The 19,245-nt window shown below is 70.0% G+C and carries 16 protein-coding genes; 12 read left to right on the top strand and 4 right to left on the bottom strand.

The genetic code is table 11. The annotated features are described in order from the left end of the window. Nucleotides 1-372 precede the first annotated feature (372 nt). Nucleotides 373-1,506, top strand: coding sequence for an SGNH/GDSL hydrolase family protein (locus KUM44_RS23650; protein ID WP_217210762.1), 1,134 nt, complete (start codon nt 373-375; stop codon nt 1,504-1,506). 162 nt (nt 1,507-1,668) lie between these two features. Here the strand turns inward: KUM44_RS23650 and KUM44_RS23645 are convergent, their stop codons facing one another. Then, nucleotides 1,669-2,145 carry a hypothetical protein gene (locus KUM44_RS23645; RefSeq protein ID WP_254389967.1) on the bottom strand — a complete coding sequence of 159 codons (477 nt, stop codon included), beginning with the start codon at nt 2,143-2,145 and terminating at the stop codon, nt 1,669-1,671. Between the two features lie 133 nt (nt 2,146-2,278). Here KUM44_RS23645 and KUM44_RS23640 point away from each other — a divergent pair, with 133 nt between their 5' ends. Both KUM44_RS23640 and KUM44_RS23635 read left to right on the top strand, forming a co-directional pair. Then, a complete protein-coding gene (locus KUM44_RS23640; protein WP_217210760.1) occupies nt 2,279-3,529 on the top strand; it encodes a sensor histidine kinase in 1,251 nt (416 codons plus the stop codon). Then, complete coding sequence (locus KUM44_RS23635; RefSeq protein WP_308402704.1) at nt 3,517-4,161, top strand: response regulator transcription factor; 645 nt, start codon at nt 3,517-3,519, stop codon at nt 4,159-4,161. Before KUM44_RS23640 ends, KUM44_RS23635 begins: the two co-directional genes overlap by 13 nt. A 176-nt stretch (nt 4,162-4,337) precedes the next feature. Here the strand turns inward: KUM44_RS23635 and KUM44_RS23630 are convergent, their stop codons facing one another. Both KUM44_RS23630 and KUM44_RS23625 read right to left on the bottom strand, forming a co-directional pair. Then, entirely contained in the window at nt 4,338-5,876 is a 1,539-nt protein-coding gene (locus tag KUM44_RS23630) for an alpha/beta hydrolase (protein WP_308402703.1), read from the bottom strand. A gap of 149 nt (nt 5,877-6,025) precedes the next feature. Further along, nucleotides 6,026-7,234 carry a serine hydrolase gene (locus KUM44_RS23625; protein ID WP_217210755.1) on the bottom strand — a complete coding sequence of 403 codons (1,209 nt, stop codon included), beginning with the start codon at nt 7,232-7,234 and terminating at the stop codon, nt 6,026-6,028. A 376-nt stretch (nt 7,235-7,610) separates the two neighbouring features. Between KUM44_RS23625 and KUM44_RS23620 the strand changes: the two genes are divergently transcribed. The 5 genes from KUM44_RS23620 (at nt 7,611) to KUM44_RS23600 (ending at nt 12,222) form a co-directional block, all read left to right on the top strand. Beyond that, nucleotides 7,611-7,721, top strand: a complete 111-nt coding sequence (locus KUM44_RS23620; protein WP_217210753.1) for a lasso RiPP family leader peptide-containing protein — start codon at nt 7,611-7,613, stop codon at nt 7,719-7,721. Nucleotides 7,722-8,001: 280 nt separating this feature from the next. Beyond that, nucleotides 8,002-9,564 (top strand): asparagine synthase-related protein, encoded by a 1,563-nt coding sequence (locus KUM44_RS23615; RefSeq protein ID WP_217210745.1) that lies wholly within the window; start codon nt 8,002-8,004, stop codon nt 9,562-9,564. Between the two features lie 5 nt (nt 9,565-9,569). Then, nucleotides 9,570-9,854 (top strand): PqqD family protein, encoded by a 285-nt coding sequence (locus tag KUM44_RS23610; protein WP_217210741.1) that lies wholly within the window; start codon nt 9,570-9,572, stop codon nt 9,852-9,854. After that, complete coding sequence (locus KUM44_RS23605) at nt 9,851-10,402, top strand: lasso peptide biosynthesis B2 protein (RefSeq protein ID WP_217210739.1); 552 nt, start codon at nt 9,851-9,853, stop codon at nt 10,400-10,402. Before KUM44_RS23610 ends, KUM44_RS23605 begins: the two co-directional genes overlap by 4 nt. Nucleotides 10,403-10,443: 41 nt before the next feature. Further along, on the top strand, nt 10,444-12,222 hold the full coding sequence (locus KUM44_RS23600; RefSeq protein ID WP_308402702.1) for an ABC transporter ATP-binding protein: 1,779 nt from the start codon (nt 10,444-10,446) through the stop codon (nt 12,220-12,222). Between the two features lie 127 nt (nt 12,223-12,349). Here the strand turns inward: KUM44_RS23600 and KUM44_RS23595 are convergent, their stop codons facing one another. Then, a complete protein-coding gene (locus tag KUM44_RS23595; RefSeq protein ID WP_217210734.1) occupies nt 12,350-13,006 on the bottom strand; it encodes a TetR/AcrR family transcriptional regulator in 657 nt (218 codons plus the stop codon). 102 nt (nt 13,007-13,108) lie between these two features. On the opposite strand from KUM44_RS23595, the gene KUM44_RS23590 reads away from it, so the two are divergent. The 4 genes from KUM44_RS23590 to KUM44_RS23575 all read left to right on the top strand — a co-directional run bounded on the left by KUM44_RS23590 (nt 13,109) and on the right by KUM44_RS23575 (nt 19,231). Beyond that, entirely contained in the window at nt 13,109-14,140 is a 1,032-nt protein-coding gene (locus KUM44_RS23590; RefSeq protein ID WP_217210732.1) for a medium chain dehydrogenase/reductase family protein, read from the top strand. A gap of 51 nt (nt 14,141-14,191) precedes the next feature. Beyond that, nucleotides 14,192-14,905, top strand: a complete 714-nt coding sequence (locus KUM44_RS23585) for an SRPBCC family protein (protein WP_217210730.1) — start codon at nt 14,192-14,194, stop codon at nt 14,903-14,905. 592 nt (nt 14,906-15,497) lie between these two features. Continuing rightward, entirely contained in the window at nt 15,498-15,728 is a 231-nt protein-coding gene (locus KUM44_RS23580) for a mersacidin/lichenicidin family type 2 lantibiotic (protein ID WP_217210728.1), read from the top strand. A 278-nt stretch (nt 15,729-16,006) separates the two neighbouring features. Beyond that, nucleotides 16,007-19,231, top strand: coding sequence for a type 2 lanthipeptide synthetase LanM family protein (locus KUM44_RS23575; protein ID WP_217210726.1), 3,225 nt, complete (start codon nt 16,007-16,009; stop codon nt 19,229-19,231). Nucleotides 19,232-19,245 lie beyond the last annotated feature (14 nt).

Here is a 19,245-nt window from a genome sequence, read left to right as displayed (position 1 = left end):
TCAACGAATGGCTACCAACGGGTTCGGTCACCAATTCCGGACCGATCGAGCCTTTCTGATGGTTACACGTGTCGTCATCCCCGTCGTTTTGTCGGCTCCCCATATTCAAGTCGGTTTTCGGCCTGCTAGATTGACGCCCGCGTCTCCGCGGCGAAGTCGGGCAGACCCGGCAAGTCTCGCGGAGGCGGGAACCCCCTACGCCTTCACAAAGGCCTTCTTCGGGTGCCCGGAAACCGCTGCGGATGAGATTCGCTGCTTCCCACCACGTCTCACGCCCACGCTTTTCGGCATCCAAACCCCCCAACAACTGGAAAGCGCACGCAAGTTATGAGACCCCTTCAGCGTTTCGGCCCCCCGCTGGCCATCTCTGCCATGACGATCGTGCTGAGCACGCCCGGGCTGGCCGCCGCCGACGATGCGGCCGGCGGCAAGGACACGACGTACTACATCTCGCTCGGCGACTCCCTGGCTTCCGGCTACCAGCCGGACGTCGACAAGGACACCGACGTCGCCTACCCCGACCAGCTCTACGCACAGCTCAAGCAGCGCACCCCCGGACTGAAGCACATACGCCTGGGCTGCACCGCTGAGACCACCGAGTCTCTGATCAACGGCGGAAAGTGCGACTACCCGAACGCCAAGTCCCAGCTGGACGCCGCCCTGAAGGCCATGGCCCAGCACCAGGGCAAGGTCGCCTACGTGACCCTCAGCGTGGGCGCGAACGACATCCTCCTGAACTGTGTCAGCCGCCCGGCCGGCACTCTCGACGGGGCGTGCCTGAACAGCAAGAGCCAGGCCATGGCGAAGAACCTCGCCCAGATCGCGGGCACGCTCCGCCAGGCCGGTACGAAGGACACCCAGTTCGTGGGCTCGACGTACCACAACCCGTTCCTGGGGGCCTGGTTGCAGGGGCCCGCGGGGCAGCAGGCCGTCAAGGAGTCGGCGCCCCTGGTCCAGGCCGCCAACGCCGGGATCACCCAGGTGTACAAGTCCACCGGTTTCAAGGTGGCGGACGTGGCAGGGGCCTTCTCCTCGGACGACTTCACCACCCAGGTGAACGTGCCCGGCGCGGGCGAGGTGCCGGCCAACGTGGCCAAGATCTGCCAGCTGACCTGGGCGTGCACGAAGCAGGACCCGCACCCCAACGCCGACGGTCACAAGGTGATCGCAGGCGCCTTCGCGGCGGTGCTCGCCAAGAACGACGCGCCCGGTGCGGGCGAGTCCCCGGCCCCCAGCGAGCCGGCCACGCCTGGTGCGAGTGAGTCCCCGGCCCCCAGCGAATCGGCCACGCCCGGTGCGGGCGAGTCCCCGGCCCCCAGCGAGTCCGCCACGCCCGAGCCCGGCACGGACACGGGGGCGAACACCCCGGCCCCGAACGGTGACCTCGCCGAGACCGGCGCGTCGAGCAGCACTCCCGTCCTCGCGGGTGCCGGTCTCGCCATCGCGGCGGTCGGCGCCGCCGCGGTCTACTTCGCCCGCAAGCGCCGTACCAGCGAAGAGAACTGACAGGCAGTCAGTAGAGGCGACTCACTCCAGCAGGCCGCTCGCGGTGTCGCGGGCGGCCTGCGCGCCCGGTCATCCCGGGCGGAGCGGCGTGCCGTGAGCACCTCGCGGCGAAGTGCCGTTGCGGCCGCACACGCAGCCACGCGGAGGAGGCCCGGGAGGCGGTCAGACGGTGGGGCTGGCGTGCCCCCTTGCCGCCAGTACGACGCACACCACCGCCAATGGCAGCTCCGCGCCGACCGCCATCGCCACCGCCGAGAGCTGATCCGCGCCCGGTGCCGCCGTCATCGTGTCGAACCAGGCGTCGACCACCAGCAGCGTGGCGGCGGCGGTGGCCGTGAGCGAGTGCAGGCGGTGCCCTCGTACGGCCAGCAGTCCCGTGGCGATCAGGGCCACCGCCTCCGCAGCGTCCAGGCCGATCCAGACCGTGCGCCAGTTCGAGGCAACGGCCGCTGCGGGCAGGCTGTCGGCCAACACGACCAGCCAGGGCAGCAGGGACAGCCCGCAGGCGACCAGGACGTACTCCATCCGGTACCAGCGGTGTGCCCGCCGCAGAGCAGACCCGCCCTCGACACCCTGCGGTTGACGGGTGATCAGCGCATCCATCGGCCCGGACTCCTCGCGTTCGCGGTTCTCCTTCATGGCCTCCAGCCTCGACCGCGCGGCGATCACAGTCAGTAACGCAGATGTCCGTTCCGGGGTGGCACCAACTACACCCCCAAGACGGACCCCTACGTCATGGACCACCCCTGACCTCGGCACTTACCGTTCCCTCATGCACATAACCGCCCGCCTGCGGCGCGTGATCCAGTGGCCGTTCCAGGGCGCCGGACGCCCGGCCGCGTTCATCGTCACCGGGGTCCTGATCCAGCTCGCCGTCCTGGTCGTCATGGCTCTGCCATGGATCTTCTTCGTCCCGGAAACACCCGCGGCGACCCTCCTCGCGGTTCTCGTCCCGCTCGCCGCCGTCGTGTCGGCCGGGCCCTTGCTGACCGAGGTCCAGCGAGCCCGCTTCCGCACCCGTCTCGGTGTGGACATTGCCTCGCCCTATGGGGGACCGCGTCCCCGGCTGCCCGAGTGGCTGCGTTCCCCGGCGGGCCGGCGGCAGCTCGGTTACCACCTGCTGTTCGGGCCGCTCCTGGCACTCGCAGCGGTCTTCGCCCTGCTGATGTGGGCCACGTCCGCCGTGGCCGCCTCGATCTATGTGTGGATCTGGCTCGTTCCGCCGGAGCGGCGCCTCGGGCAAGCCGGCTACACCCCCTCGGGTGCATACGTCACCGCCGCCGGAATCGCCTTGCTCTGCGCGGCATCCTGGCTGTCCGGAGCCCTCGCCCGGCTCGACACCCGCACCGCCACGGTCCGTCTCGGGCCCAGCCGAGAGGAGCAGTTGGCGCGCAGGGTGGAGGACCTGGCCGAGAGCCGGGCGGGCCTGGTTGACGCGGTCGACGCCGAACGGCGGCGTATCGAACGCGATCTGCACGACGGTGCCCAGCAGCGGCTGGTCTCCCTGGCGGTCAACCTCGGGCTGGCCAAGGCGACGCTCGGTGACCTGAGCGAGGACGCCCGCCGCGTGATCGACGAGGCGCACCGGGAGGCGAAGGAGGCGATAGAGGAGCTGAACGATCTGGTGCGCGGACTGCACCCGGCCGTTCTGGAGGATCGCGGCCTCGACGCCGCGCTCTCGGGTATCGCGGCCCGGGCGCCCATTGCGGTGGGAGTGACGGTGAACCTGCCGTCGAGGCCGTCGCCCGCGGTCGAGGCCGTCGCGTACTTCATCGTCTCCGAAGCGCTGACGAACGTGGTGAAGCACGCGGAGGCGTCCCGGGCCGAGGTCACGGTGGAGTGCTTCGGCGAGACCCTGGTGCTCGTCGTCAGCGACGACGGCGTGGGCGGCGCCGAACCCGCCGGCGGTACCGGGCTGGCCGGGCTGGCCAAACGGGTCGCGTCGGTCGATGGCAGGCTGTCGGTCGACAGTCCCGTTGGGGGACCGACCGTCATGACCGTGGAGTTGCCGTGCGTGCCGTGATCGCCGAGGATTCCGTCCTGCTCCGGATCGGCGTGGTCAAGGTCCTGGAGATGGCCGGGTTCGAGGTGGTTGCCGAAGTGGGCGACGCCGAGGCGCTGTTGGCGGCGGTGGAGGAACAGCGGCCGGACATCGCGGTGGTGGACGTCCGGATGCCTCCCGGCTACACCGACGAGGGGGTGCGAGCCGCACTGGTCATCAGACAGCAGTGGCCCGGTACGGCCGTACTGTTGCTCTCCCAGTACGTGGAGGAGCGGTACGCGGCCGATCTGCTGTCCGCCCACACGTCGGGGATCGGCTACCTGCTCAAGCAACGGGTCGCGGACGTCGAGGAGTTCGCCGACGCACTACGGCGGGTGGCCGAAGGCGGCACCGCGCTCGACCCGCAGGTGGTCTCCCAGCTGCTGGTACGCCGCCACAGCGACCCGCTGGACCGGCTCACCCCACGAGAACGCGAGGTCCTGGAGCTGATGGCGGGCGGCCGGTCCAACGCCGGAATAGCCGCGCAACTCGTGGTCAGCGAGAGCGCGGTGGCCAAACACATCAACAGCATCCTCGCCAAACTGGACCTGCCGAAGGCCGACGCGGACCACCGCCGGGTGCTCGCCGTTCTGCGCTTTCTCGGCGTGGCCTGAGGACCTCCGCCTGACGCGGCGGAGGTCCGCGCGAACCCTTCCGGGGCCGCGCGGACCTCCTGTCATCCGTGGTCACCTGTCCGTCGGCAGCGCCACCGCACGCGGTGAGCAGTTGTACATGGTGATCAAGAAGTGGTCCTTGGGCCGGGGTAGCGGCGGCCGCCGGAGCGCCTCTCTCAGCCGGCAGGCCGGTCGCAGGTGACGTCCGTGGCCGGCGGGCGGCCAGTGGCCAGGTAGGTGTTGACCGTCGCGTCGGCACAGGAGCTGCCGAAGACGCCGTACACGGCGTGCTGGTCCGCGCCGCGGAGGGTGACCAGGCGGGAGGAGGGCCACATGCGGCGCACCGACTGCGCGCTCCGGTAGGTGGTGCGCGGGTCACCGGTCGCGTTGACGAGCAGGGCCGGAAGGTCGCCGCGGATCGTGGTCGGGCGTTCGCGCGGCGGGTCCCAGAACGCGCATGGACCGATGTTGTTGGTGACCGGACCGAACAACGGGTCCTGCGCGCGGGCCCGTTGGACATCGCGCCAGTACACCTCGGGGGAGCGCGGCGCGGACGCGTCCCCGCACAGGATCGCTGTCTGGGCACTGCCGTACGAGGATTCGGATCCGGTCAGCAGGAAGCCGAGCGTTTCGGCCAGCCACGGCGAGGGGGTGACCGTGTGACCGCCGGCGGCGCGACGCATGTCCCGTACGGCCTGCGCGAGATCGGCGTAGGCGGCGTCGTTGTCCTGCGAGAGGCCGCTGAAGACGACGACGGGCACCACAAGTTCGTCCACCCGATGGTCGCCGATCACCAGGGGCGTACGTCCGGCCGCCGCCTGGACGCTGTCGACGGCCGCCAGCACCTCGCCCCGGGTGCGGCCCAGACCGTAGGCGGTGTCGCGGGCGGCTGCCCAGGCGGCCCAGCCCTTTAGCGCCCGCCGGTTCTCGGGTTCCGTGCCGCGCAGCAGCCGGGGGTTGTAGCGGTCGGGAGCGACGACGCCGTCCAGCACGACCCGGTCGGTGCGGCCGGGAAACATCGAGGCGTACACCTGGCCGAGGTAGGTGCCGTACGAGTAGCCGAGGTAGGAGATCCGGGGCTCGCCGAGCGCGGCGCGGATGACGTCCATGTCGCGCGCGGTGTTCCGGGTCGTGACGTACGGCAGGACGTCGCCCTGGGACGTGCGGCAACGACCGGCGAGTTCCTCGGCCAGGGCCACCGCGCGGTCGAACCCCGCCCGGTCGGTGCCCGCGCCGCGTACGGAGGAGCCGGTGGGCCAGTGGCAGTCCAGCGGCGTGCTGCGGCCGACGAAACGGGGGTCGACGCCCACCACGTCGTAGCGCTCACCGACCTGCTTCATCGCCGTGCGCACCCACGGCGGGTCGCCGATCGACTGCCCGCCGGGACCACCACCGTTGAGCAGCAGCGCGCCCACGCGGTGGGCCGTGTCGGTGGCAGGGATCCGCGAGATCGCGACGGTGATCGTGCGCCCGTCCGGGTCGTCATAGTTCAACGGGACGGTGACATCGGCGCACTGGGCGCCGGCCTGCTGGAGTTCCTTGCCGGTCTTGTCGTCGGGTCCGAGCAGGCAGCTCTTCCAGTCGAGGTGCTGCTGGTGGTAGCGGGCGAGGGGGTCCGCGGTCGCAGCGGCGGGTGCGGCCGCCGCTGCGGGCGACGCGGCGACGGTGAGCGCCCCGACCAGGCACAGGGCGGCCCCTGCCGCGGTGCGCGACACGAGCCGGTGCAGGCCGCCGGTCGTGGCACCACGGGGGCCGGTCGTGCTCGAGGCTGCGGGGGAGGCGGGGGCAGGGGGCAAGGCCGGAGGCGGAGGAGCCGTACGGGATAAGGAGGTGGGGGAGGAAGGGGAGTGGGAAGGGGAGCCGGTCACGCGGAAGTCCTTTCGGGAGAGCTGCCCTCACAGAGGGCCTTGTCGACGAGGTCCAGGAAGTCCAGCTCGGCCTGGAGCGAGGCGGGCACCTCGTTCAGGGCGACGGCGACGCTCCGGCCGCCGGGGCCGACGGCGACCAGCGCCCGGTGGCCGCCGGGCACCGTGCCGCCGTGCCCCCACCACGTCCCTCCGCAGGACAGCGGTGTCGAGATCACGCCCAGCCCGTAGCGGGCGCCCGGCCACAGCCGGTCGGCGTCGGCCTCCACCGTCCGTCGCAGCTCGGCCAGTTGGGCCGCGGGCAGCAGCCGGCCGTCGAACAGGGCGGCAGCGAACCGCGTCAGGTCGCCCGGCGAGGAGACCAGGGCGCCGCCGACCCCGCCCAAGGTCATGTTCCAGGCGGTGCCGTCGACGCGTCGGCCGTCGCCGTCGGTGAAGTAGCTGCGGGAGTGAGGTCCTCGGAGGCGGGTGTCGTCGCCGGGCCAGTAGGTGTCGTGCAGCCCGAGGGGCTTGATGATGCGGCGGGTGATCTCCGCCTCGGGGGTACGGCCGGTGACCTCGCGGACGATCAGGCCGAGGACGAGGTAGTTGGTGGTCGCGTAGTGCCAGGTGCCCTGCGGGCGCGGCAGTTCGAGAGCACGCGTGACGAGGTCGCGCGGCTCGAAGTGGCGGTACCGCAGCCGCTCGGGATGCTCCCATTCGGGCGCGTCGAGATAGTCGGGCAGTCCGCTGGTGTGGTGCAGGAGTTGGCGTACGGTGATCAGGCTCCCGTCGTGGCCGTGCCCGTGGATCAGGCCGGGCAGATAGCGGTCGACGGGGGCGTCAAGCGAGAGGCGGTGCTCGGCGACGAGTTGGAGGACGAGTGCCGCGGTGAACGTCTTGGTCACGCTGCCGACGCGCAGCCGGTCGACGCTGTTCATCGGGCGTCCGGTGCGCAGATCCGCCGTTCCGGCGGCCTCGGCCAGGCGGTCGCAGGGCTCGTCCTCGGTGGGGTAGCTCACCAGGACCGCGGCCCCGGTGATGCCGTCGCGGTCGGTGAGTACGCGCAGCGCCTGGCGGGTCTGGTCGTGCGTGCCGCAGCCGCCGCCGGAGCGTGAGCCCGGCGCCTGCGCGGACGCCGCCGGGCCGGTGGCCAGCACGGTGGCCGCCACCAGGGCCGCGAGGCCGATGCGCCTGCCGGTCTCCGAAGTCGGTAAGAAGGTTGGCATGCCACATCACGGTAGGCACGGGCGTTCCCGTGATCACTCCGGCAGGCATGTGCTTCGGAGCTGAGGCCAGCCCAAGCAGAGAGCCGGGAGCAGTCCCCCTGGACGGTGGGGACCTTCTGCTGGTACGGGCTCGGCGCACGCCGAGCACGCGAAACGCCGCGAACGCCGAGGCTCTCAACCGACCGGTTCACCCGCGCAGATGGCCGACGGACCTTCGGCGTATCCGCGTTCGGTGATCACGCTCGAATACATGCCTGGAATTCTTCAGTTTCTTCACCATTTCGCGGTCAACCAACTTTCTCGAGGCCCCTGTTGCGGATTGGCGCCGGGGGGTGTCTGGTAATAGATTTAAGTGTGCAAGGAAGAAGGTGAGAACATGCTGAGGTATGCAGCCCCGACTCTGATTCGCCTCGGGCGGATCGAGGAACTGACCGGGCAGCTCCGCCGCGGTGTCCCCGACCTCCTCGGTCACGGAAACATCCTGTGACAAGCTGTCACCCCGCCCCTCACCTGGTGCTTCAACAGCTGTTCAGGGAGGGGCTTTGATGTCCGGCCAGCACCTCGTCGTAGACTTGGCGGGATGCTCGGGGCACGCCGTACCCGAAATCGCGTATCGGTGCGGGCCGCCGCGCCACGGTGTCGTGGCGATCGATGCGAGAGGCGGCGTACAGGATCCCCCGGATATTTCGAAAGAGGGATGTTTTTCCCTTCAATGGTTGATCCCTGGAATTGCCAAAGGTCCGCCGCAGCCCGGAAACGGAGCGCGCGTGCTTTTCTCCGGCCCGCTGCTGTTCCGTCCATCTCTGGAATTCGTCCAGAACATTTCCGATGCGTCGGCCCGCGCGCAGTACCGGGCTCTCGCCGACGTACTCACGGAGCTTCCCGCGGAACTCTCCGGTTGCATCGTCACACCGGAGCGGGTCGTCCTGTTCCGTGGGCTCTCCAGCCCCGACCAGATCTTCTTCCGGAGGACCGGGGCAGGCGTGTCCTGGTCCTCCGACCCGAGGGATCTGCTGGACGGTCGTCTCCCGGACTTCGACCGAGAGAGCCTCTGGCGGAGCTGCCGGGGCGAGGACGTCTTCCTCTATCCGCACCTCGGGCGGCTGCGTTCCGGGCAGTTCGCCGTCCTCGGCCCCCGCTCCACTCGGACAGCGACGTACGAGCCGGCCACCCCCCTGGACCTGCCGCGCCACTTCACCCTCCACGAGTACGCACGGCTCACCTACGACCTGCTGCTGGAGGAGACCCGCCGATACGCCCCGGACAGCACCGGTCCGGGCCGGATCGGCATCCTGCTCTCCGGCGGCGTCGACTCGGCCACCGTTCTGGCGGCACTGACCGACCATGGCGCCGACGTCACGGCGTACCACATGGGCACCGACGACCCGTCCGCGGACGAGTCCTCGTACGCGCGGCAGGTGTGCCGGCACCTCTGCGTCCCCCTGGTGACCGTCCCCCGTGTCCAGGCCGACGACGACTACTTCGCCACCACCTGCGATCTCTCCCACCCTTTCAACCACGTCTGGCTGCGCTCGCTGGAGCGTGTCGCCGACCGGATCGCGGCGGACGGGGTGCGGATCCTGCTGTCCGGCCTGGAGGGGGACATGCTCTTCGGCCCGCTCCGGTACGGGCTGCACGACATCCTCACGGGTGACGTGCCGTCGTACGAGAAGTGGTGCATGCTGCGCGGACTGCTCGGCACTCGCTGGGAGCTGAGCCGCATCCTGCGCAGTGCCAGACCCTCGTACTCCCTTTACGCCGACCCGGAGGGACTTGCCGAGGTGGAACTCGGCAGCGACTTCCTGGTCCCGGTGCCGGGCGCGGACCCCGAGTCGTACGACATCGACTTCGCACCCCAGGAACACACGCTGAACCTTGCCCTGTGGCGGCCGCGAGGCATTCACCTCGCCAAACCTCTCGGCGGCCGGCTGCTGCGGCACCTCGCGGCCAGGCTGCCCGATGCCTACCGCCTGATCCCGCACGCCGGGCGGACCATCGACAAGCCCGTGCTGCGGCTGGCCGCCGCCCACCGGCTGCCGTCCGACGTCTGGCGCCATTACGGGCGGACCTGGCTGGGTTCGCCCGACGAGACGTGGTGCCTACGTCACCCCGGGGCGCTCGCCAGGATCCTCGGTGCCCCCGACGCCCGGCTGACCGCCCTGGGAGTCGTCGACCCGCGGCGCCTCGACGAGGTGCTCGCGGACCCGCGGGCGCTGCGCCGCAATGCCGAGAACCTGCTCTGTTCCGCCATGGTCGAGCTGTTCCTGCGCGACCTCGAAGCACACCTGGACGCACATCTCCGCCCCCGCGGGGCGGACGACCGGAGGTGACCGCCATGCCGCTGCTCCGGCTCACCGAACAGACCGTCTTCGACCCCGCCGACGGCGCCGGAGTGCTGCTCGACGGTGCGGAGGGCGCGTATTACGAGCTGAATCCCGTCGCCACGCTCATGCTGAAGGCCGCGCTGCGGTACGACACCACCGAGGAGGCCCTCCACGACCTCGGGCAGCGCATCGACGCCACCGACGCCGTACTGCGCGAAGGTCTGGCCACGCTCGCCGGCCGGCTCATCGAGACGCGCCTCGCCGAGCCCGATGCCGACACCTCCGTGTCGCCATGAACGCCCGCGTCGGTCCGGTCGCCGCATGGGAGTTCCTGCTGTGGGATCCCGGACCAGTCGGCCAGGCCGCCACACCGCCCCGTCCACCCCTTGGGACACGGCTGCTCGCCGCTGCCCGTACCGTCCGCGCCGCATGCCTGCTCCGGCGGCGCGGCTGGCCCGACGCCCAGCGGCAGCTGCGCGCCCAGCGCCCCGTGGTCCGGGACGACGACACCTGGCGGGAGCCCTCGCAGGCGGTCCGCCTGGCCCGCCGTGAAGTGCTGACCTCCCTCACGGCGCTCCGGTTGGCGGACCCCGACGCGCTGTGTCTGCCCCGCTCGTACGCCATCGTCACCTACCTCACCGCACTGGGGCTTCCCGCCGAGATCGTCGTGGCCCGGCAGCGCTCGTCGGTCGGCGGACGCTTCGCCTTCCACGCCTGGGCGGAGCTGTACGGCGAGGTGCTCGGCGACATCCCCGGGGTCAGGACCGGCTACGTCGTGCTCCAGCGCGTCGGCTCCGAGCACCTGGGGAGAGCGGACGCGGACCGCTCCGGGGGCACCGTATGAGGCACCCGAGGCACCCAAGGCACCCACCGAACTCACCAGCTGTGGCGACCGGCGGCCGACGACGACGCACGGGACCACAGGAGATCCGGCGCATCCTGCGGGGCCACGGCCACCGGATCCTCCTGGCCGCGGTGCTGGCCCTGGCCGCCTCCGCGCTCGCCCTGGCCCAACCGCTGGTCGTCAAGCGGGTCATCGAGGCGGCGGGCACGGGCACGGCGACGGGCGGCGCCATCGGGCTGCTCGTCGTGCTCTTCCTGGCGCAGGCCGCGGTTCAGGCGGTGGCGCGCTATGTGCTCGCCCGCACCGGAGAGGGCGTCGTCCTCGGCCTGCGCCTCGACCTCGTCGCCCACCTCCTGCGACTGCCCATGCGCACATACGACCACCACCGCACCGGCGATCTGATCGCCCGCACCAGTGCCGACAGCACCGCGCTGCGCCTGCTCGTCTCAGAGGGCTTCACCGACGCCGTCACCGGCACGGTCGGCCTCGTCGGCGTCGTCGTACTGATGGTGTGGCTCGACTGGATGCTGTTCCTGCTGGTGCTGGCGGTGATCGCGCTCGGCTCGCTGGCCGTGGTCTCGGTACTGCGCGGCATCGAGCGGGCCGCGCTGCACGCCCAGCAGGCGACGGGGGCGATGACCGCCGAACTGGAGCGAGCGCTGGGCGCCATCCGCACCGTGCGCGCCAGCCGGGCGGAGGACCGCGAGACGCAGCGCATCGGGCGACAGGCCCGGTCCGCGTACACGCAGAGCGTGCGGGTCGGAGCCCTGGACGCGGTGGTCGCCCCGGCGATCACGCTCACCATCAACGGATCGTTCCTCCTGGTACTGCTGATCGGAGGGGTACGGGTCGCCGGCCGTGACGCCTCGGTCGCCGAACTCGCCGCCTTTCTCCTCTACATGCTGTATCTCATGTCCCCGGTCGCCGCCGTCTTCCAGGCGCTGAGCACCATGCGCCAGGGCCTCGGCGCGCTACGGCGCATCAGTGAGATCCTCGACCTGCCGGGCGAACCCGGACCCCACCCGCCGAGCGACTCCGGCGTCCGGCCTGCGGTGCCCGAGCGGCCGGGCCACGACACTGCCGTACTGGAATTCCAGGACGTGTGGTTCGGCTACGAGCCGGGCCGACCGGTGCTGCGCGGAGTTTCCTTCACGGTCCCACCGCGTGGCCACGTGGCCCTGATCGGCAGCTCCGGCGCGGGCAAGTCCACCGTCCTTGCGCTGGCGGAGCATTTCTACGAACCCGACGCCGGCCGCGTCCTGTTCGAGGGACGGGACGTGCGCACCCTGGACAGATCCGAGCACCGCTCGCGGATCGGACTGGTCGAGCAGCACGCTCCCGTGCTGTACGGCACGCTGCGCGAGAACCTGCTGTACGCCGCGCCCGACGCGGACCCCGCCGAACTGGACCGGATCATCGAACTGGCGCAGCTGACCGAGATGGTTGCCCGGTCACCGCACGGACTGGACACGGCGGCCGGAGAACGCGGCATGGCCCTGTCGGGCGGCGAACGCCAACGCATCTCCCTGGCCCGCTCCTTGCTCACCCACCCGAGCCTGCTCCTCCTCGACGAACCGACAGCCCATCTGGACGCGGTCAACGAGGCCGCGCTACGCCGCTCGATCCGCCGGATCACCCACGAGTGTGCCCTGCTGGTCATCGCCCACCGGTACTCGACGATCCGCGCCGCCGACCTCGTCGCGATCCTGGACGAAGGCCGGATCGTCGCCACCGGCACCCACGACGAACTGCTGAACAGCAGCGAGCACTACCGCTACCTGGCGCGCGCCCAGGAGACGGGGGACCTCCTGTCCGGATAGGCCGGCTGTCCGGACAGGCCGGCTTCGACGCGCTCTCAGCTTGGGAAGCGACGGCGCTTGGGTGGACGCCGGGTTGTCCGATCCGAAGGGCACGCCGCGGGCACGCACCAAGGCCGGGTGGACGTGGTCAGTTCGCCGGCGCACCCGTCAGGTCGTCCAGCTCGGCGGCGAAGAGCTGCGCGGGGTCGATTCCCATGCCGGTGAAGTGGCCGGCGAGTTCCAGGGACAGGACGCCGTGCAGCCGGGTCCAGAAGGTCAGGGCCCGACGGAGGGCCGCGGGCGGGGCGGGATGGCCGTCCGCCCAGTCCCGGTGGTCTTCGACGTGCGCGTCGAACGGTGTCGCCGGTCCACCCAGGGGCAACGCGGCACACGCGTCCAACAGGGTCGCCATGATCTCGGACGAGATCGCGGTCGTGTCGTCGGGCGCTCGGTAGCCGGGGACGGGCGTGCCGTAGATGAGGAAGTAACGCTGTGGGTCCCGCAGGGCCCATCCCCGCAAGGCGTGCGCCAGCGCGGTCACATCGGCACCGCCCTGCGAGGCTGCGCGGAAGGTGTCGGCAAGGCTTCGGTACGCGTCCCTGACGAGCTCGGTGATCAGCTCGTCGCGACCGCCGAAGTACCGGTACAGCGCGGGTCCGCTCATGCCCATCTGCTTGGCGATCGCGTTGAGGGAGAGCGCGGACGCGCCCGCCGTGGCGATCTGTTCCCACGCGCGCTCTTTGATCTCCGTACGCACCTGGGCGCGGTAGCGCGCGCGGGGGGTCTCCGCTTCCGAGTTCACCATGGTTAGAGGTTATCACTGAAGTTATTGACACTCTCGAACCTGACAGTTATAACTTCTAGCGAACACGAAGGCTTGTAACCGACTGACTCTGTGGAGGTCGTCATGAACGCCGATGGACTCGTCGAGGTCGTCCTGCCGGGCAAGGTCGAGCCCGAGGGACTTCAGATCCGGCATGGAGCCGTACCTGCCGCGGGCCCCGGCCAGGTCGTGATCCGGATGGAGGCGACCGGCGTCTCGTTCGCCGAGCAGCAGATGCGGCGCGGCCGCTACTACGACCAGCCGCCCTTCCCGTTCGTGCCCGGCTACGACCTCGTGGGTACGGTGCTGTCGACCGGCGAGGGAGTCGAGCGGGGCCTGGCCGGCACCCGGGTCGCCGCGCTGGTCAAGGTCGGTGGCTGGGCCAGTCATGTGCTCGTCGACGCGGCGGACGTGGTACCCGTGCCTGCCGGGATCGGTGCGGCGGAGGCGGAGACCCTGGTCGTCAACGGCATCACCGCCTGGCAGATGCTGCACCGCAAGGCCCGCGTCCGTGCGGGGCACACCGTCGTGGTGCACGGCGCGAACGGTGGCGTCGGATCGGTCCTGGTCCAGCTCGCCCAGGCCGCAGGCGCGCAGGTGATCGGCACGGCGTCCACGCGCCACCACGACGCCCTGCGCGAACGGGGAGTCGCTCCCGTCGACTACCGCACCGACGACGTCGCCACACGGATCCGCGAACTCGCCCCCCATGGGGTGGACGCCGTCTTCGACCACGTCGGCGGCCGCGGCATCGTCGACTCCTGGCGCCTTCTCGCCCCCGGCGGCACGCTCGTCTCGTACGGCAGTGCCTCGACCCGGGACGACGAGGGCTCCAAGCAGTGGCCCGTCCTCAAGCTGCTCGGCCGGGTGTGGCTGTGGAACGCCCTGCCCAACCGCCGCCGCGCGTACTTCTTCAATGTCTGGGCCGGCCGAGCCCTGGCCAAGAACCGCTTCCGCGCCCGCCTCCGCACCGACCTCACCCAGGTCTTCGCGGCCCTCCAGCGCGGCGAGGTCACAGCTCGGATCGCCGCGCAACTGCCGCTCACCCGCGTCGCCGAGGCCCTGCGGCTGGCCGAGTCGGGCACCGTCGCCGGAAAGATCGTTCTGAACCCGTAGCAGAACCCGAGTGGCCCGATCCGATCACCACAACGAAACGAGAGGAACACCATGTTCAGCACCGGCCCGTCGAACGCCCCCGGTCAGCACCCCCGCCCCCGTCACCCGCTGCACCCGCGCACGCGAACCCTCCGGCGCCGGCCTCGCGCCGGTAAGGCCGCGGTCGCGCTCGCCGTCGCCGCCGTTCTCACGAGCACCATCCCGACCGCCCAGGCTGCCGTCGCCCCCCACGGTGATACGTCCCAGTGCGGCGGGCGAGGTGTCGATCCCACCGCCCTCATCCGCTACGAGTCCGACATCGTGATCAAGGCGCCACTGAGCACTGTCTGGAAGCTCCAGACCGACGTCGAACGCTGGCCGTCCTGGCAGCCCCCTGTCACCACCGCCGAACGTCTCGATCCCGGCCGCCTGAAGGCGGGTTCGCAGTTCCGGTGGACCACCCCCGCGCCCGCCACCCCCACGACCCCCGCCACCACACTCGCCATCACCTCCACCGTCCAGGAACTCCAGCGCCACAACTGCATCCTGTGGAGCGGCCCCGCGACAGGTGAGGGGCTGCGTATCGACGAGGGCATCCACCTGTGGACCTTCCGCAAGGTCGAGGGTGGCCTGCACGTCCACACCGAGGAAACCTGGACCGGCACCCAGGTCGAAGCAGACGTGCCCACCGCGACCGCGGCCCTCGGCGCGGGCCTCGAAGCGTGGCTGCACGACCTGAAGACCACCGCCGAAGCCCTCACCAGCGACCACCCGCGTCCCCACTGAGGCCGGCAAGCGACAACTGACCACCATGAACAGCCAACAGGCCCAGGTCTCTGACCTGGGCCTTCATCATGGAGCGGGTGACGAGAGCCGAACTCGCGCTCTCAGCTTGGGAAGCGACGGCGCTTGGGTGGCCGCATGGCTTCTGACCTGCGTGGGTTCGATGTGCGGCTCGGCAGGCGTGGGGCCTGGGGCACCGCTGTTGACCGCAGTTGTCTCCGATCACGATGAGTAGCCAAGTCGGCGCAACATTCACGCCCTTGACATGCCGTGGAGGCGAGAGTAAGGCTGGACATACAGGTGTTCATTGCCTAATACCCCACGGAGCGGGCGGACCCTCCCCGTACAGGGAGTCAAACCCCGATGCCGCTCGTGGCATCTGCGTTCATCATTCTCGGCGAGCGGGTGCACACACTCCCGATTCCCAAAGGCTTGCTAATGCGTAACGTCGTGGTCGCTCTCTGGTGATGTCTGATCGGGTCATGTCCTTGGTCCTGTGTCTCGTCCGTTTCTTCGGGGTTGCTGCTTTGGGGTCTCGAGCGGTGAACCTCACGGCAAGAGAAAGGCAGCAGAGAAGGAAGCAAGGAGAGCATCCATGGATCTCCACAAGATCGTCCGGGCCTGGGAGGACCGGGAGTACCGTAGCGGCCTGAGCGCCGCAGAGTTGGCTGACCTGCCGGACAACCCGGCGGGCGTCATAGAGCTGACGGACGCGGAGCTGGGCCAGGTTCTGGGCGGCGCCCAGAGCGGCAACAGCGTCGGCTGTAACACGAGGACCTGTGTCACGACTCGCGGTAACTCGCAAAACCCCTGCCGCAGCTGCTGACAGCGGGGCGTTCGGCGTACCCGGCCGGGAATCGGCCGGCTTTCGGGCGGCCCCGCATGTGACCTGTGACCGCCTCTGACACGTACGGCCGAACGTGGTTCGGCGAGGGCTGCCAGACGCTGTTCGGCAGCCCTGGCTGACGTCCGGGCTGACAGCAGCGGGTGGATGTCGAGGGAAGCGGCCAGCTCATGAGAGCGGAAGAGGTATGGCAGTCCCCCGAGTGGTGCCAGGCGCTTTCCCTCCCTGAACGCGGTGGCACACGCAGTACCCGCGCGGGGGTGTCCACCGCTTCGGACCTCCCAGTTGAGGAAGCGCTGGATCGTCTGCGTGCCTGGAAGGGCCAGAAGCCCTTCGAGCGTGGGCGGCTGTTCGCCCAGCGGCTGGCTCTCGACTCGCTCTCGGAACGTGATCTGCTGGCTCTCCTGGCGGAGCCCCCGGAGCGTCTGAAGGCCCGCATCCAGGGTCCCCCGGACTGGCTGATTGTTCTCCGGCGGGCGTTCACCCACCGGGATTCCGGCGTGAAGCCGCCACCTCTGCTTGAGAAGACCGAGGCCGATCACCCTCTCCATGGAGGTCTGTCGGCGATCAGCCCTCTCCTCCTGGACGCTCTTGACAGTCTTCAGGAAAGGGTGCGCAGCCTGCGCGGCGAGGTCGAGTTCTTTCCCTTCGAAATGAAAGCGCTCCCCGGGGTGTTCGTGGCGAATCTCGCGCCCCTCCTCCTGTTCCAGCTCAGCAGGCCGCTAGTACTCGAACTCCATGTCGCGCGGCTGAAAGGACACTTGAGAGGCGGGACAGCGGAAGAACGCTTCGAGGACTTCATCCGGCGGCTCGGTCAGGAAAGCTCGCTGGTGGAACTCCTCGCCCAGTACCCGGTGCTCGCACGTCAACTGGTGCTCATGACGGAACAGTGGGCGGATTACCTGTACGAGTTCCTGACGCATCTGTGCGCGGACTGGCAGTCCATCCGCACCACCTTCGCCCCGGGCGGCGATCCCGGCCCGCTGGTCGACGTGGACGCCGGAAAAGGTGACCGGCACCGTCATGGCCGCAGTGTGCTCCTGCTGCGGTTCGCCTCGGAGCTGAAACTGTTGTACAAGCCCAGGTCGCTGGGTTTGGACATGCACTTCCAGGAATTGCTGTCCTGGTTGAACGACAGGGGGGCCGAGCCCCGCCTGCGGCCGCTGGTGGTCGTCGACCGCGGGAACCACGGCTGGTCGGAGTTCGTCGACGTGGCCTCCTGCACATGCGACGAGGAAGTCGTGCGCTTCTACGAGCGTCAGGGAAGCTACCTGGCGCTGTTCTACGTCCTGGACGCAGCCGACCTGCACAACGAGAACCTGCTCGCGGCGGGTGAGCATCCGATGCCCGTGGATCTGGAGGCCCTGTTCCACCCTTACGTCCACGCCAAGGGGCCGGCCCCGGAGAACCTCGCCGCGGGAGCGCTGGATCGTTCCGTGTGGCAGGTCGGGCTGCTGCCGCGGCGCGTGTGGTCCGACCAGGATTCGATAGGCGTGGATATGAGCGGCCTGGGTGGGCAACCGGGGCAGATGAACCCGCATCGGCTCGTCAGCTGGGAGAGGCCGGGGACGGACGAGATGCGGGTGGTCCGGCGGCGTGCCGAGCTGCCCGTGAGCGAGAACCGGCCCCGGCTGGGTGACCAGGACGTCGAGGTCTGGCAGTACAAGGACGCCGTACTGGCGGGCTTCACCGGAATGTACCGTCTGCTCCGTGAGAACAGGGCGGAGCTGCTCGCGGAGCAGCTCCCGCGCTTCGCCCAGGACGAGACACGTGTCGTCGTCCGCTCCACGAACGTGTACGGCCTCCTGTGGTACGAGAGCTTCCATCCCGATCTGCTGCGGGACGCGCTCGAACGTGATCGCTTCTTCGATCACCTGTGGACCGAAGCGGCGCAGCGTCCCTACCTCGTTCCCCTCATACCGGCGGAGCAGCGGGATCTGCGGCATGGTGACATCCCGCTGTTCAGCAGCCGCCCCGGCAGCCGGGCGCTCCGCACGACGCAGGGGGCGCGCTTCGAGGACTTCTTCGACGCGTCCGGCCTCGATCTGGTCCGGCAGCGAGTGGAGCAGCTCGGTGACGACGACCTGGCCAAGCAGCTCTGGATCACCGAGGCGTCGCTGGCCACACTGCTCATGGACCATGAGGACCCGCTCTCCCGGCCGGCGCAGGTTCCGTCGGTGAAACGGCTTTCCCCTGGGCCCCGGCCGGTGGATCGAGAACAGCTGCTGGCACTGGCCGGCTCCGTCGGGAGACGTCTCGGCGAGCTCTCCCTGCACAACGAGGGCGGCGCGTACTGGCTCGGCGTGGGCCCCCTGGACGAGTCGACCTGGGGCCTGTTCCCTTCGGGCAGTGACCTCTACTCCGGGACCAGTGGAATCGCACTCTTCCTGGGTTACCTGGGGGCGATCGCCGAAGAGCCCTCCGTCACGCTCCTCGCACGTCGGGCACTGACATCGGCACGCATGCAGGCGCGGGAGTGGCTGGAACTCCGGGAGCAGCCGCAGGCGAGCGGATCTCCCGAGACGGTCGGCGCCTTCGACGGCCTGGCCTCGGTCGTCTACGCCCTCACGAGCCTGGGCGTCCTGTGGGCCGAGCCCGATCTCCTCGACGAAGCGGCCGAACTGGCCGACGGGCTGCCACCGGTCATCTCCAGGGACGTTTCGCTGGACGTCGTCTACGGCTCGGCGGGCTGCGTCCTCGCGCTGCTCAGCCTGTATGCGGTCCGTCCCTCGGCACAGACCTTGGCGGTGGCGATCCGCTGCGGTGAGCGGCTCCTGGCCACGGTGCTGCCCGTGCGTCGAGGGGTCGCCTGGACGACACTGGAGGACCAGCCGCCGCTGGGCGGGTTCTCGCACGGCACCGCCGGCATCGCGTTGAGCCTTCTGCGGCTGGCGGCCCAAAGCGGCGAGGACCGATTCCGGCGAACCGCTCTCAGCGCTCTCGGCTACGACCGCAGCCTCTTCCTTCCCGAGCTGAACAACTGGGCCGACCTGCGCGTCTTCGCGTCCCGGGCAAGCCGGGCCGACCCGGTTGACCCGGTCGTCGAGCCACCTCACAAGAGCATGGTGGCCTGGTGCCACGGCGCCCCGGGTATCGGCCTGGCACGCCTCGCCGCCTTGGATCAGCTGGCCGACGCTGCCACACGAGACGAGATCGACATCGCCCTGAGCGCCACGAAACAGTACGGCTTCGCCATGGGCCACTCGCTCTGCCACGGCGCGCTGGGGAACATCGAGCTTCTCCTGACGGCGGCGCGGTCGCTCGACAGACCCGAAGATCATGAGGCTTTGGCACGAGCGACCGCGTCGGTGGTGGCGCACATGGAGGCCAACGGCTTCGTGACGGGAGTGCCCCTCGGGGTGGAGACGCCCGGGCTCATGACCGGACTGGCGGGCATCGGGTACGAGCTGCTCCGGCTGGCCGAGCCCGACAAGGTGCCGTCCGTTCTTCTCCTTGCTCCTGCACGGTGGCAGGCGCAGGGCTGAGAGAGAGGACCCTT

It is taken from the genome of Streptomyces sp. AC550_RSS872, assembly GCF_019049285.1.
Taxonomy (GTDB): domain Bacteria; phylum Actinomycetota; class Actinomycetes; order Streptomycetales; family Streptomycetaceae; genus Streptomyces.
Note: the sequence above shows the minus strand (reverse complement) of the source record. Positions and strands in the feature narration are given on the sequence as shown.

What these genes read in the sequence shown, in the direction of transcription:
- KUM44_RS23595 (WP_217210734.1), bottom strand. Translation starts at nt 13,006, where the DNA reads ATGGTGAACTCGGAAGCGGAGACCCCCCGCGCGCGCTACCGCGCCCAG.
- KUM44_RS23580 (WP_217210728.1), top strand. Translation starts at nt 15,498, where the DNA reads ATGGATCTCCACAAGATCGTCCGGGCCTGGGAGGACCGGGAGTACCGT.
- KUM44_RS23625 (WP_217210755.1), bottom strand. Translation starts at nt 7,234, where the DNA reads ATGCCAACCTTCTTACCGACTTCGGAGACCGGCAGGCGCATCGGCCTC.
- KUM44_RS23620 (WP_217210753.1), top strand. Translation starts at nt 7,611, where the DNA reads ATGCTGAGGTATGCAGCCCCGACTCTGATTCGCCTCGGGCGGATCGAG.
- KUM44_RS23590 (WP_217210732.1), top strand. Translation starts at nt 13,109, where the DNA reads ATGAACGCCGATGGACTCGTCGAGGTCGTCCTGCCGGGCAAGGTCGAG.
- KUM44_RS23645 (WP_254389967.1), bottom strand. Translation starts at nt 2,145, where the DNA reads ATGAAGGAGAACCGCGAACGCGAGGAGTCCGGGCCGATGGATGCGCTG.
- KUM44_RS23605 (WP_217210739.1), top strand. Translation starts at nt 9,851, where the DNA reads ATGAACGCCCGCGTCGGTCCGGTCGCCGCATGGGAGTTCCTGCTGTGG.
- KUM44_RS23585 (WP_217210730.1), top strand. Translation starts at nt 14,192, where the DNA reads ATGTTCAGCACCGGCCCGTCGAACGCCCCCGGTCAGCACCCCCGCCCC.
- KUM44_RS23650 (WP_217210762.1), top strand. Translation starts at nt 373, where the DNA reads ATGACGATCGTGCTGAGCACGCCCGGGCTGGCCGCCGCCGACGATGCG.
- KUM44_RS23640 (WP_217210760.1), top strand. Translation starts at nt 2,279, where the DNA reads ATGCACATAACCGCCCGCCTGCGGCGCGTGATCCAGTGGCCGTTCCAG.
- KUM44_RS23610 (WP_217210741.1), top strand. Translation starts at nt 9,570, where the DNA reads ATGCCGCTGCTCCGGCTCACCGAACAGACCGTCTTCGACCCCGCCGAC.